The organism is Micromonospora sp. MW-13, from assembly GCF_003434305.1.
Classification (GTDB): Bacteria; Actinomycetota; Actinomycetes; order Mycobacteriales; family Micromonosporaceae; genus Micromonospora.
Window position 1 is genome coordinate 1 of the sequence record NZ_QKKX01000093.1, and the last position, 15,182, is coordinate 15,182.

Annotated in this window: 2 protein-coding genes; both read left to right on the forward strand. The window is 76.3% G+C overall.

Going from position 1 to position 15,182, the window contains the following annotated elements; translation table 11 throughout:
- Nucleotides 1–4,261: type I polyketide synthase (locus C5N14_RS30555; protein WP_117673245.1), on the forward strand; the 4,261-nt coding region annotated here is incomplete at its 5' end.
- A gap of 43 nt (nucleotides 4,262–4,304) precedes the next feature.
- On the forward strand, nucleotides 4,305–15,182 hold a 10,878-nt coding region (locus C5N14_RS33890), incomplete at its 3' end, for a type I polyketide synthase (RefSeq protein WP_117673243.1).

Sequence of the window (15,182 nt, forward strand, 5' to 3'; positions counted from 1 at the left end):
GACGACGGAGCCCCGGGAATGGCCGGGGGTGGACCGTCCGCGTCGGGCGGGGGTGTCGTCGTTCGGCATCTCCGGCACCAACGCGCACGTGATCCTGGAACAGCCCGGGGACGAGCCCGAGGCCGAGTCGGCTTCGCCGACGCGGGTGGTTCCCGGGGTGCCGGTGCCGTGGGTGGTGTCGGGGCGTTCGGAGCGGGCGTTGGTGGGTCAGGCGGCGCGGTTGGCGGCGTTCGCGCGGGGTCGGTCCGATGTGTCGGCCGTGGACGTGTCGTGGTCGTTGGTGTCGTCGCGGGCGGCCCTGGAGCACCGGGCCGTGGTGTGGGGCTCGCGCGTAGACGATCTCGTGGCGGGTCTGGACGCGGTGGCGGCCGGTGGTGCGTCGGTGGCGGGTGTGGTGTCGGCGGGTCGCCGGGCGGTGCTGTTCACCGGTCAGGGTTCGCAGCGGATCGGGATGGGTCGGGAGCTGTACGACCGTTTCCCGGTGTTCGCGGAGTCCTTCGACCGGGTGTGTGAGTTGGTCGACGGCGAGCTGCCGGGCTCGTTGCGGGACGTGGTGTGGTCGGGTGGGTCGTCGGGTGCGCTGGATCGGACGGTGTTTGCGCAGGCGGGGTTGTTCGCCGTCGAGGTGGCGTTGTGGGAGTTGTTGCGGTCGTGGGGGGTGCGGGCGGACTTCTTCGCCGGTCACTCGGTTGGTGAGGTGACGGCGGCGTACGCGGCGGGGATGTTGTCGCTGGAGGACGCGTGTGTTCTGGTGGCGGCGCGGGGCCGGCTGATGCAGGCCCTGCCGGCCGGTGGGGGCATGCTGGCGGTGGGTGCGCCCGAGGAGCGGGTGCGCGGGCTGATCGACGAGCTGGGCGCGGCCGTCGACGTGGCGGCGGTGAACGGCCCGGCGGCGGTGGTGGTGTCCGGCGCGGCCGACGAGGTCGGGACGGTGGCCGCGGCCTGCCGGGACCGGGAGTGGCGGACCAAGCCCCTCGCCGTGTCGCACGCCTTCCACTCCCGGCTGATGGAGCCGATGCTCGACGAGTTCGCGTCCGTGCTGGCCGGGCTGTCCTGGCGGCCACCGGCCGTGCCGATCGTGTCGAACCTGACCGGCGCCGTGGCGGACCCGGCGGAGATCGGCGACCCTGGCTACTGGGTGCGCCACGTCCGGCAGCCTGTGCGGTTCGCCGACGCGGTCCGCTGCCTGCGGGAGCAGGACGTCACGCTGTTCCTGGAGGTCGGCCCCGACTCCGTGCTGACCACGATGGCGCGGGACTGCGTCGAGGCCGGCGACGACATCCGGTTCGCCCCCACCATGCGGGCCGGGCGGCCCGAGGTCGACACGGTGCTCGCCGCGCTGGCCGACCTGCACGTCGCGGGCGCGCGCGTCGACTGGGCCGCGTACCTGACCGGCACGGGGGCCCGCCCCCGGCGGACCGAGCTGCCCACGTACGCCTTCGACCACCAGCGGTACTGGCTCAACACCACCGACCCCGCCGACGTCGGGGCGCCCGGGCTCGGCGTACGCGCCGTGGACCACGCGCTGCTCGGCGCCGCCGTCACGGTGGCCGCCGACGACGCCCGGATCTTCGGCACGGAACTGTCCGCGCAGACCCACCCGTGGCTCACCGAGCACGTCGTCTGGGACTCCGTGGTGGTCCCCGGCGCCGCCCTGGTCGAGCTGGCGGTGCACGCCGGCACCCGGGCCGGCTGCGCCGCGCTGGACGAGCTGACCCTCGAAGCGCCGCTGGTCCTGCCCGAGCGGGGCGCCCGGGCCGTGCAGGTGCACCTCGGCCCCGCCGACGACGAGGGCCGCCGGCCGGTCACCGTCCACTCCCGGGCCGCCGACGACCCCGACGCGCAGTGGACCCGGCACGCCACCGGCTTCATCGCCCCCGCGCCGCCGGACCGGGCCGAGGACCCGGCGCCCTGGCCGCCGGCCGACGCCACCGACGTCGCCGTCGACTCCGTGTACGCCGAGCTGTCCCGGCTCGGCGTCGAGTACGGCCCGCTGTTCCAGGGCCTCCGGTCGGTCCGGCGCTCCGCCGACGAGGTGTACGCCGAGGTGGCGCTGCCCGACGGCACGGAGACCACCGGATTCGGCGTACACCCGGCGCTGCTGGACGCCGCGCTGCACGTCGTCGGCCTGCTCGACGACGACCCCGACGCGACCGGGGCCCGGCTGCCCTTCGCCTGGACCGGCGTCACCCTCTCGGCGGTCGGCGCGACCGCCCTTCGGGTCCGGGCCCGGCGCAACGGAGGCGGGGTGAGCCTGACCCTGACCGACCCGTCCGGCGCCCCGGTCGCCCGCATCGCCTCGCTGGTGTCCCGCCCGGTCACCGCCGACCAGGTCCGCGCCGCCGGCCCGACCACCGACGCGCTGTACGACCTCGCCTGGCGGGACGTCCCGCCGGGCGACGCCACGCCGCACCGGGCGGTGCTGCTCGGCGGCGGCCCGGTCGGCCCCGCCGGCCTGCCCCGGTACGGCCTCGGCGAACTGGCCGAGGCGGTGGCCGACGGCCGGCTCGACCCGGACCTGGTGCTGCTGCCCGCGTACCGCGACGACGCGCCCGACCCGGTCCCGGCCGCCACCCGGGCCCGGCTGGCCGACGTGCTGGCCACCGTGCAGGGCTGGCTCGCCGACGAGCGCCTCGCCGACCGGCGGCTGGTCGTGCTGACCCGCGGCGCCGTCCCCGCCGGCGAACCCGGCCGGGTGACCGACCTCGCCGGCTCGGCGGTGTGGGGCCTGCTGCGCTCGGCGCAGGCCGAACACCCCGACCGCTTCGTCCTCGTCGACGCCGACGCCGACCTCCCGGTCGAGGCGCTGGCCCGCGCCGTGGCCACCGGCGAACCCCAGCTCGCCGCGCGCGGCGACCGGGTGCTGGTGCCCCGCCTCGCGCCCGCCGAACTCGACCCGGCGCTGGGTGCCGAACTGCACCCCGACGGGACGGTCCTGGTCACCGGCGCGACCGGCGCCCTGGGCGGCCTGCTGGCCCGGCACCTCGTCGCCGCCCACAAGGTCCGCCACCTGCTGCTGGTCGGCCGGCGGGGCACCGCCGCGCCCGGCGCGGCGGAGCTGCTCGCCGACCTGGCCGGGATGGGCGCGCAGGCCCGGCTGGTGGCCGGCGACGTGGCCGACCGGGACACCCTCGCCGCGCTGCTCGCCGGCGTGCCCGCCGAGCACCCGCTCACCGGGGTGGTGCACGCCGCCGGGGTGCTCGACGACGCGGTGGTGTCCGCGCTCACCACCGACCGGATCGGGTCCGTGCTGTCCGCGAAGGCCGACGCCGCCTGGCACCTGCACGAGCTGACCCGGCACCTGGACCTGCCGGTGTTCGTGCTGTTCTCCTCGGTCGCCGGCACCCTCGGCGGCCCGGGTCAGGGCAACTACGCCGCCGCGAACGCCTTCCTCGACGGCCTCGCCCACCACCGGCGGGCCGCCGGTCTCGCCGCGACCTCCCTGGCCTGGGGCCTCTGGGCCGAGGCCAGCGGGATGACCGGGAACCTCGACGCCGCCCAGCGCCAGCGGCTCAGCCGCAACGGCCTCGGCCCCCTCGGCACCGGCCAGGCGCTCGCCCTGTTCGACGCCAGCCTGCGGGGCGGCCGGCCCCACCTGGTGCCCGCGCTGCTCGACGTCGCCGCGCTGCGCCGCCAGTCCGCCACCGGACACCTGCCGGCGCCGCTGCGGGGGCTGGTCCGCGCCCCGCGCCGGGCGGCCGGCGCCACCGCCTCCGGCGGCACCGGGCCGTCCTTCGCCGAGCGGCTCGCCGGCACGCCCGACGCCGACCGCGGCCGGCTCGTCGAGGACCTGGTCAAGGGGCAGGTCATCGAGGTGCTCGGCTACCCGTCGTCGACCGTCATCCCGTCCGGGCAGACGTTCACCGGCCTCGGCTTCGACTCGCTCACCGCCGTCGAGCTGCGCAACCGGCTCACCGCCGCCACCGGCGTCCGGCTGCCCGCGAGCCTGATCTTCGACTGCCCCACCCCGGCGGCCCTGGCGGACTTCCTGCTCGCCGACGTCGCGCCGGCCGCCCCGACGTCGACCCTGCTGGCCGAGCTGGACCGGTTGGAGGCCGCGTTCGCCGCCGCCGGGCCGGACGACCTGGAACGGCTCGCCGCCGACGAGGAGACCCGCACCGCCGTCGCGACCCGCCTGAAGGCCCTGGCCGCCCGCTGGAGCGACGCCACCGGGGGACCCGGCGACGTCACCCAGGCCATCGACGATGCCTCGGACGACGAACTGTTCGACTTGATCGACCAGAAGTTCGGCCGCTCCTGACCACGAATCCGCCGCTTGCCCCTTAGCGACAGGTGATCTACCGATGGCGAACGAAGCCAAGCTCCGCGAGTACCTCAAGCGCGTCACCGCTGACCTGCACGAGACCAGCGAACGCCTGAGGGCCGTCGACGAGCAGAACCACGAGCCCATCGCGATCGTGGGGATGGCCTGTCGCTACCCGGGCGGGGTGCACAGCCCGGAGGCGCTGTGGCGGCTGGTCGAGGCCGGCGGGGACGCGGTGACGCCGTTCCCCGCCGACCGGGGCTGGGACGTGGAGAACCTCTACGACCCCGACCCGGAGGCGCACGGCAAGTCGTACACCCGCGAGGGCGGCTTCCTGCTCGACGCCGGCGAGTTCGACGCCGGCTTCTTCGGCATCTCACCCCGCGAGGCCCTGGCGATGGACCCGCAGCAGCGGCTGCTGCTGGAGGTCGCCTGGGAGGCCGTCGAGCGGGCCGGCATCGCCGCAGAGTCCCTGAAGGGCAGCCGGACCGGCGCCTTCACCGGCGTCATGTACCACGACTACGTCTCCCGCCTCAACGGCGTGCCCGACGAGGTCGAGGCGTTCGTCGGCACCGGCAACCACGGCAGCGTCGTCTCCGGCCGGATCGCCTACACCTTCGGCTTCGAGGGCCCGGCCGTCACCGTCGACACCGCCTGCTCCTCGTCGCTGGTCGCCCTGCACCTCGCCGCGCAGGCGCTGCGCTCCGGCGAGTGCACCCTCGCCCTGGCCGGCGGCGTCACCGTGATGTCCAGCCCGGACACGTTCATCGGCTTCAGCCGGCAGCGGGGCCTGTCCCCGGACGGCCGGTGCAAGTCCTTCTCCGCCGCCGCCGACGGCACCGGCTGGAGCGAGGGCGCCGGCCTGCTCCTGCTCGAACGCCTCTCCGACGCCCGGCGCAACGGGCACCCCGTGCTCGCCGTGGTCCGCGGCACCGCCGTTAACCAGGACGGGGCCAGCAACGGCCTCACCGCCCCGCACGGCCCCTCCCAGCAGCGGGTGATCCGCCAGGCCCTCGCGAACGCCCGGCTCACCCCCGCCGACGTGGACGCCGTCGAGGCGCACGGCACCGGCACCCGGCTCGGCGACCCGATCGAGGCGCAGGCGGTCATCGCCACGTACGGCCGGGACCGGCCCGCCGACCGGCCCCTGTGGCTCGGCTCGATCAAGTCCAACCTCGGGCACACCCAGGCCGCCGCCGGAGTCGCCGGCGTGATCAAGATGGTCATGGCGATGCGGCACGGCGTCCTGCCCCGCAGCCTGCACCTCGACGAGCCGTCCCCGCACGTCGACTGGACGGCCGGCGCGGTCAGCCTGCTCCGCGAGGCCCACCCCTGGCCGACCACCGCCCGCCCGGCCCGGGCCGGCGTCTCCTCCTTCGGGGTGAGCGGCACCAACGCCCACGTCATCGTCGAGGCCGCCCCTGTGGCGGAGCCCTCGGCCGGCCCCGAGGCGGAGCCACCGGCCGGCGACGTCACCGGCCCCGACCCGCTGCCCTGGGTCCTCTCCGCCCGCAGCGCCGCCGCGCTGACCGCCCAGGCGCGTCGGCTGCGGTCCTGGCTCGCCGAGCACCCCGACGTCCCGCCGGCCACGCTGGGCCGGGCCCTCGCCACCGGCCGGTCCGCCCTCGAACACCGGGCCGTGCTGCTCGGCGCCGACCCCGACGACCTCCTCGCCGGGCTGTCCGCGCTGGCCGACACCGTCCCCGCCGGCACCGTCCCCGCCGGCACCGTGCGGCGCGGCGTCGCCAGCCCCACCCGCCTCGCCGTGCTCTGCACCGGCCAGGGCGCCCAGCGCGTCGGCATGGGCCGCCGGTTGTACGCCGCGTTCCCCGCCTTCGCCACCGCCTTCGACGCCGTCCGTGCCGAACTGGACCGGCACCTCGACCGGCCCCTCGACGCCGTCCTCGACGGCCCCGCCGAACTGCTCGACCGCACCGGGTACGCGCAGGCGGCCCTCTTCGCCGTCGAGGTGGCCACCTACCGGCTCGTCGAGTCCTGGGGCGTCGTCCCGGACTTCCTCACCGGCCACTCCGTCGGCGAGGTCGCCGCCGCGCATCTGGCCGGCGTGCTGTCCCTGCCCGACGCCGCCCGGCTGGTCGCCGCCCGGGGCGCCCTCATGCAGGCGCTGCCCTCCGGCGGCGCCATGGTGTCCGTCCGGGCCGGTGAGGCGGAGGTGCGTGCCCACCTGGCCGCCACGCCCGAGGCGGCCGGCGCGGAACTGGCCGCCGTCAACGGCCCCGACTCCGTCGTCGTCTCTGGCACCGAGGACGCGGTGCTCGCCGTCGCCGGGCACTTCGCCGCACTGGGCCGGAACACCCGGCGGCTGCGGGTCAGCCACGCGTTCCACTCCGCCCGGATGGACCCGATGCGTGACGCCTTCGCCGCCGTGCTCGGGCAGCTCACCTTCGCCGCGCCCCGGATCCCGGTGGTCTCCACCGTCACGGGCACGGTGCTCACCCCGGAGGAGATCTGCTCCCCGGCGTACTGGCTGCGCAACGTCCGCGACACCGTCCGGTTCGACGCCGCCGTGGCCACCCTGCGCGAGCACGGCGTCGGCGCGTTCGTGGAGGTCGGCCCCGGCGGCGTGCTGTCCGCGCTGGCCCAGGAGATCGCCGGCGCCGACCAGGCCGCGTACGCGCCGGTGCTGCGCGCCGACCAGGACGAGGCCGCCACCGCCCTCGCCGCCGCCGCGACCCTGTGGACCCGTGGCGTGCCGGTGCGGTGGACCGCCCTGTTCGCCGGCCCGGCCGCGCCGGTGGACCTGCCCACGTACGCGTTCCAGCGCGACCGCTACTGGCTGCTGCCGCTGCCGCAGCCCGCCGACGTGACCGCCGCCGGGCTGACCCCCACCGGTCACCCGCTGCTCGGCGCGGTGTTCCGCTCCGCCGACGGCGACGAGGTCACCCTCACCGGCCGACTGTCCGTCGAGACGAACCCCTGGCTGGCCGAGCACGCGGTGCGTGGCACCGTGCTGTTCCCCGGCACCGGCCTCGTCGAGCTGGCGCTGCGCGCCGGCGCGGAGGTCGGCGCCGACGTGCTCACCGAGCTGACCCTCCAGGCCCCGCTCACCCTCCCCGACACCGGCGGCGTCGACGTGCAGGTCGCCGTCGAACGCACCGGGGACTCCGGCGACGCGTGGCAGGTCACCGTGCACGGCCGCCGGTCCGGCACCGACGACCTGTGGGTCCGGCACGCCACCGGCCTGCTCGCCCCGGCCGACGACGCGCCGGCCGGCCCGGGCCTGGCCGACTGGCCGCCGGCCGGCGCGACGCCCCTGGACGTGGCCGAACCGGCCGCCCGGGCCGCCGAGGCCGGCTTCGCCTACGGCCCGGCCTTCCAGGGGCTGCGCGCCGCCTGGCGGGCCGGCGCCGACGTGTACGCCGAGGTGACGCTCCCCGAGCCGGCCGCCGACGAGGCCGACGCGTACGGCCTGCACCCCGCCCTGCTCGACGCCGCCGTGCAGGCCGTCGGGCTGGGCATCGTCGAGGCCGGCGAGGCCCGGCTGCCGTTCGCCTTCGCCGATGTCGCCGTCAGCGCCCACGGCGCGGACACCCTGCGGGTCCGGCTCACCCCGACCGCCCCGGACACCGTCGCCATGCTGGTCGCGGACGCCACCGGCGCGCCGGTCGCCCGGGTCGGCTCGCTGGCCCTGCGCCCCCTGCCGGCCGGCGACCTGACCCCCGCCGGGTCCCCGTGGCGCAACTCCCTGTTCCGCCTCGACTGGCCCCGGCACCCGCAGGCCGGCGGCCCCGCCGACGGCCGCACCTGGGCGGTGCTCGGCGACCGCCCCGCGCCGCTGCCGGCCGACGCCGCCGCCACCCGCCACCCCGACCTGCGCGCGCTGCTCGATGCCGGGGTGCCGGACGTCGTCCTGCTCCCGGTGGCCGGCCCCGCCGCCGCCGACGCGGCCGGGACGCACGAACTGCTCGCCGACACCCTCGCCGTGCTCCAGGGCTGGCTGGCCGGGGACCGGGACACCGGCGGATCCCGGCTGGTGGTGCTGACCAGTGGAGCCGTCGCGGTCTCCGACGACGAGGACGTCGCCGACCCGGCCGCCGCCGCCGTCTGGGGCCTGGTGCGGTCCGCGCAGGCCGAGCACCCCGGCCGGTTCCTGCTCGTCGACGTCGACGACCACGACGCGGCGCGCTCCGCGTCCGCCCTCGCCGGCCTGCTCGACGGCGACGAACCGCAGGCGGCCGTGCGGGCCGGCGAGGTGCGGGTGCCCCGCCTCGCCGCCGCCGGCGAACCGGCGACGCCCGCGCCGGCGCTCGACCCGGCCGGCACCGTCCTCGTCACCGGCGGCACCGGCGCGCTGGGCGCGCTGCTCGCCCGCCACCTGGTCACCCGGTACGGGGTCCGGCACCTGCTGCTCACCGGCCGGCGCGGCGCCGACGCCGACGGCGTCGCGGACCTGCTCGCCGACCTCGCCGACCTGGGCGCCACGGCGCGGGTCGAGGCGTGTGACGCGGCCGACCGCGCCGCCCTCGCCGCGCTCCTGGGCGGGATCGACCCGGCCCACCCGCTGACCGGGGTCGTGCACACCGCCGGGGTGCTTGCCGACCGCACCCTGACCTCGCTCACCCCCGACACGCTGGCGCAGGTGCTGCGGCCGAAGGTGGACGCCGTCCAGCACCTGCACGAGCTGACCGCCGGCCGCGACCTGGCGCTGTTCGTCACGTACTCCTCGGCGGCCGGGGTGACCGGCAGCCCCGGACAGGCCAACTACGCCGCCGCCAACGCCTTCCTCGACGCCCTCGCCCACCGCCGGCGGTCCGCCGGCCTGCCCGCCCTCTCCCTGGCCTGGGGGCCGTGGGCCGAGTCGGGCGGCGGCATGACCGCCGCCCTCGGCCGCGCCGACACCGACCGGCTCGCCCGCTCCGGCGCCCACCCCATCGCCCCGGCCGACGGCCTCGACCTCTTCGACGCCGCCCTGCGCACCGGCCTGCCGGTGGCGGTCCCCGTGGCGCTGAACGGCTCGGCCCTGCGTTCCCAGGCCGAGGCCGGCGCCCTGCCCGCGGTGCTGCGCGGCCTGGTCCGGTCGCCCCGGCGGCGGGCCGCCCGGTCCGGCCCCGCCGAGGCCCGCACGCTGACCGAGCGGCTCGCCGGGCTGGACCGCGACGAGCGGGCCGCCGCCCTGCTGCGGCTCGTCCTGGACCAGGTCGCGGCGGTCCTCGGGTACGCCGACGCCGCAGCCGTCGAGGCCGGCCGCCCGTTCACCGAACTCGGGTTCGACTCGCTGACCGCCGTCGAGCTGCGCAACCGGCTCGGCGCGGAGACCGGGCTGCGGCTGCCCGCGACCCTCGTGTTCGACCACCCCACCCCGCTCCGGCTCGCCGACCACCTCGACGCCGAGACCGGGGGCGACGCCGGCTCGCAGCCGGCGCTGCCCGGCACCGCCGCCGCGCCCGACGAGCCGATCGCGATCGTCGGCCTGAGCTGCCGGTTCCCCGGCGGCGTGCGCTCACCGGAACAGCTCTGGGACTTCCTCACCGCCGGCGGGGACGGCATCACCGGTTTCCCGACCGACCGCGGCTGGGACCTCGGCGACCTCTACGACCCGTCCGGCGCCCGGCGCGGCAGCAGCTACGCCCGGGAGGGCGGCTTCCTGGTCGACGCCGGTGACTTCGACGCCGACCTGTTCAAGATCTCCCCGCACGAGGCCCTCGCGATGGACCCGCAGCAGCGGCTGCTGCTGGAGACGTCCTGGGAGGCGATCGAGGACGCCCGGATCGACCCGCTCGCCCTGCGCGGCCGTCCGGTCGGGGTGTTCGCCGGCATGATGTACCACCACCACGCGTCGAGCCTGGTCGACGTCCCCGAGGCTCTCGACGGCCACCTCGGCGTCGGCACCGCCAGCAGCGTGCTGTCCGGTCGGGTGGCGTACTCGTTCGGGTTCGAGGGGCCGGCGGTGACGGTCGACACCGCCTGCTCGTCCTCGCTGGTGGCGCTGCACCTGGCGGTGCAGGCGCTGCGGTCGGGGGAGTGCGACCTGGCGCTGGCCGGCGGCGTGACCGTGATGGCCACCCCCGACACCTTCATCGACTTCTCCCGCCAGCGCGGCATGGCCCCCGACGGGCGGTGCAAGTCCTTCGCCGAGGCGGCGGACGGGACGGGTTGGTCGGAGGGCGTCGGTGTGCTGCTGGTGCAGCGGTTGTCGGACGCACGGCGGGAGGGTCGGCGGGTCCTGGCGGTGGTGCGGGGTTCGGCGGTGAATCAGGATGGTGCGTCGAACGGGTTGACGGCGCCGAATGGTCCGTCGCAGCAGCGGGTGATCCGGCAGGCCATTGCCAGCGCGGGTTTGTCGCCGGTCGACGTGGACGTGGTGGAGGCGCATGGCACGGGTACGACGTTGGGTGATCCGATCGAGGCGCAGGCTCTTCTGGCCACGTACGGGCAGGGTCGGGATGTGCCGCTGCTGTTGGGGTCGGTGAAGTCGAACATCGGGCACACCCAGGCCGCCGCCGGTGTCGCGGGGATCATCAAGATGGTCCTCGCGATGCGGCACGGGGTGGTGCCGGCGACTTTGCATGTGGACGAGCCGTCGTCGCATGTGGACTGGTCGTCGGGTGCGGTGACTCTGGTGACGGAGTCGCGGGAGTGGCCGGGGGTGGGGCGGCCGCGTCGGGCGGGGGTGTCGTCGTTCGGCATCTCCGGGACGAACGCGCACGTGGTCCTGGAGCAGGGCGACGACGAGCCCGTTGCCGCGACCGCCGGGGACGCGCCCGTCGCCGTGCCGGTGCCGTGGGTGGTGTCGGGGCGTTCGGAGCGGGCGTTGGTGGGTCAGGCGGCGCGGTTGGCGGCGTTCGCGCGGGGTCGGTCCGATGTGTCGGCGGTGGACGTGTCGTGGTCGTTGGTGTCGTCGCGGGCGGCGTTGGAGCACCGGGCGGTGGTGTGGGGTTCGGGCGTGGACGATCTTGTTGTGGGCCTGGATGCGGTGGCGTCGGGGCCGGCGTCGGCGGGTGTGGTGTCGGCGGGTCGTCGGGCGGTGTTGTTCACCGGTCAGGGTTCGCAGCGGGTGGGGATGGGTCGGGAGTTGTGTGACCGGTTCCCGGTGTTCGCCGCTGCCCTGGATGAGGTGTGTGCGCGGTTGGATGGGTTGTTGCCCCGGCCGTTGCGGGAGGTGGTGTTTGCGGAGGCGGGGTCTGTCGATGCGGGGTTGCTGGATCGGACGGTGTTTGCGCAGGCGGGGTTGTTTGCGGTGGAGGTGGCGTTGTGGGAGTTGTTGCGGTCGTGGGGGGTGCGGGCGGACTTCTTCGCCGGTCATTCGGTTGGTGAGGTGACGGCGGCGTATGCGGCGGGGATGTTGTCGTTGGAGGATGCGTGCACGCTGGTGGCGGCGCGGGGCCGGTTGATGCAGGCGTTGCCGGCCGGCGGGGGCATGCTGGCGGTGGCCGCGTCCGAGGCCGACGTGCTGGCCACCCTGGAGGGGCTGGCCGACCGGGCCGGGATCGCCGCCGTGAACGGGCCCACGGCCGTCGTCGTCTCCGGAGCGGTCGAGGCGCTGGACGAGGTGGAGCGCACCTGGCGAGAGCGCGGCGTGCGCACCCGCCGGCTGGCGGTGAGTCACGCGTTCCACAGCCCGCTGATGGAGCCGATGCTCGACGAGTTCGGCTCGGTGGTGGCCGGGTTGTCGTGGCGGGCTCCGGTCGTGCCGGTGGTGTCGAATGTGTCGGGTGCGGTGGCGGATCCGTTGGAGTTGGTGGATCCGGAGTACTGGGTGCGTCATGTGCGGCGGCCGGTGCGGTTCGCCGACGGGGTGGGTGCGTTGTGTGCTGCTGGAGTGGACACGTTCCTGGAGGTGGGTCCGGATGCGGTTCTGACGGCGATGGTGGCTGAGGTTGCCGGGGGTGTCGGGGTGCGTCGGGTGGCGACGTTGCGTCGGGATCGTTCGGAGGTGGAGTCGCTGTTGTCGGCGGTCGGTCGGTTGTTCGTGGCCGGAGTCTCGGTGGACTGGGGGGCGTACCTCGCGCAGGCGGGCGTCCGGCCGGCAACGGTCGACCTGCCCAGCTACGCCTTCGACCACCAGCGCTACTGGCTCAACGCCGCCTCGCGCTCCCACCGCCCCGCCGGCACCCGGCGCACCGCCGAGGACGACGCCTTCTGGCGGGCCATCGAAGCCGAGGACGTGACCGCCCTCGCCGAGAGCCTGGCCGTCGACGCGGACACCCCGCTCGCCGAGGTGCTCCCGGCGCTGTCCACCTGGCGACGCCGCCGGGAGACCGAGGCGACCCTCGACTCCTGGCGGTACCGGGTGGCCTGGCAGCCGGTCGTGGTCGACCCCACCCGGGCCGAGGCCACGGACTTCCTGCTGGTCGTACCCGCCGACGCCGACCCGTCCGTGGGCGACTGGGTGGCCGCGCTCGACCCCGCCCGGACCCGCACGGTCCAGGTCGAGGCCGGCTGCGACCGCAAGCGCCTCGCCCAGGACCTGAGCGACGCCCTGCCGGAACGGGACCGCGCCGGCACCGCCGTCCTGTCCCTCCTCGCGCTCGACGACCGGCCGTACCGGGAGACCGGGACCGTACCGGCCGGCCTCGCCGGCACGGTCGTGCTCGCGCAGGCCCTCGGTGATGCCGGGCTGGCCGCCCGGCTCTGGATCGCCACCCGAGGCGCGGTCTCCGTCGGCTCCCGCGACCCGCACGCCGACCCCGCCCAGGCGATGACGTGGGGCTTCGGCGGCGTGCTGCGCGCCGAGCACCCGCACCGCTGGGGCGGACTGGTGGACCTGCCCGAACGCCCCGACCAGGCTGCCGTCCGGACCCTCCGCACGCTGCTCGCCGGCCCCGGCGCGGAGGACCAGGTCGCGCTGCGCCCCGCCGGCTGCTACGCCCGCCGGCTCGTCCGGGCCCCCTACGGCGACGGCGGCCCCCACGACTCCTGGACGCCGCGCGGCACGGTGCTGATCACCGGAGGCACCGGTGCCCTCGGTGGACACGTCGCCCGCGCCCTGGCCGCTGCCGGCGCCGAACACCTCCTGCTCGTCAGCCGCCGGGGCACCCAAGCACCGGGTGCCGGGGCGCTCGTCGACGAGCTGACCGCGCTCGGCAGCCGGATCACCGTGGCGTCCTGCGACGTGGCCGACCGCGCCGCGCTCGCCGACCTGCTGCGGTCGGTCCCCGACGACCTTCCCCTGACCGCCGTCGTGCACACCGCCGCCGCGCTCGACGACAACGTGATCGACGCGGTGACCGTCGACCAACTGGCCGCCGCGCTCCGGGCCAAGGTGGCCGCCGCCACCAACCTCGACGAGCTGACCCGCGCTGCGGACCTGTCGGCCTTCGTGCTCTTCTCCTCCCTCGCCGGCATCATGGGCGGGGCCGGCCAGGCCACCTACGCGCCGGGGAACGCCTTCCTCGACGCGCTGGCCCAGCGCCGCCGCGCCGAGGGACTCCCGGCGACCTCCCTCGCCTGGGGCCTCTGGGCCGACGGCGGGGTGAGCGCCGGTGAGTTCGAACGGCGCCTGGCCCGGGACGGATTCGGGGCCATGGCGCCCCGGACCGCCGTCGAGGCCCTGCCCGCGGCGCTCGGGCGCGCCGAGACGTACCTCGTGGTGGCCGACATCGACTGGGCCCGGGTGGCCGCCGTCGCCGGCACCCGCCCCGACCCGCTCACCCGGGACCTGGTGGCCGACGCCGCGCCGGCCGCGCTCGCCGTCGCCGGCCCGGCGCCGACGTCCGCGCTGCTCGCCCGGCTCGCGGCGATGTCCGCCACGGAGCAGGTGCACGCGCTGCGCGACCTCGTACGCGGCGAGGTCGCCGCAGTGCTCGGCCACGACTCCGCGGACCGGGTGGCACCTGACCGGGCGTTCCAGGACCTCGGCTTCACCTCCCTGGCTGCCGTGGAACTGCGCAACCGGCTCGACGCGGCCACCGGCCTCACGCTGCCCAGCACCCTGGCGTTCGACTACCCGAACCCGACCGCCCTCGCCGGCCACATCCACGCCGAACTTCTCGGCGGGCAGGCCCTGCCCGCGCCGACCGTGGTCGGCGGGCCGGTCGTCGCCGACGACCCGATCGTCATCGTCGGCATGGGCTGCCGCTTCCCGGCCGGAGCCGAATCCCCGGCCGAGCTGTGGAACCTACTGGTCGGCGGCGTCGACGCGATGTCGGAGTTCCCGACCAACCGGCACTGGGACTTGGAGTCGCTGCGCGACTCCGCCGAGTCGTCGTACGTGAGCCGGGGGGCGTTCCTGCACGACGCGGGCGCGTTCGACGCCGAGTTCTTCGGCATCTCGCCGCGCGAGGCCCTCGCGATGGACCCGCAGCAGCGGCTGCTGCTGGAGACGTCGTGGGAGGCGTTCGAGGACGCCCGGATCGACCCGCTCGCGCTGCGCGGGGCCCGGGTCGGGGTGTTCGCCGGCACCAACGGTCAGGACTACGAGACCGTGGTGCGCCAGGCCGGTGAGGCGCTCACCGGGTACGGCGCCACGGGTGCCTCCGCCAGCGTGCTGTCCGGTCGGGTGGCGTACTCGTTCGGGTTCGAGGGGCCGGCGGTGACGGTCGACACCGCCTGCTCGTCCTCGCTGGTGGCGCTGCACCTGGCGGTGCAGGCGCTGCGGTCGGGGGAGTGCGACCTGGCGCTGGCCGGCGGCGTGACCGTGATGGCCACCCCGGGCGCGTTCATCGAGTTCTCCCGGCAGGGCGGACTGTCGGCCGACGGGCGGTGCAGGGCGTTCGCCGAGTCCGCCGACGGCACCGCCTGGGGCGAGGGCGTCGGCGTGCTCGTGGTGCAGCGGTTGTCGGATGCGCGGCGGGAGGGTCGGCGGGTTCTGGCGGTGGTGCGGGGTTCGGCGGTGAACCAGGATGGTGCGTCGAACGGGCTCACTGCGCCGAATGGTCCGTCGCAGCAGCGGGTGATCCGGCAGGCCCTTGCGAGTGCGGGTTTGTCGCCGGTCGACGTGGATGTCATCGAGGCGCAT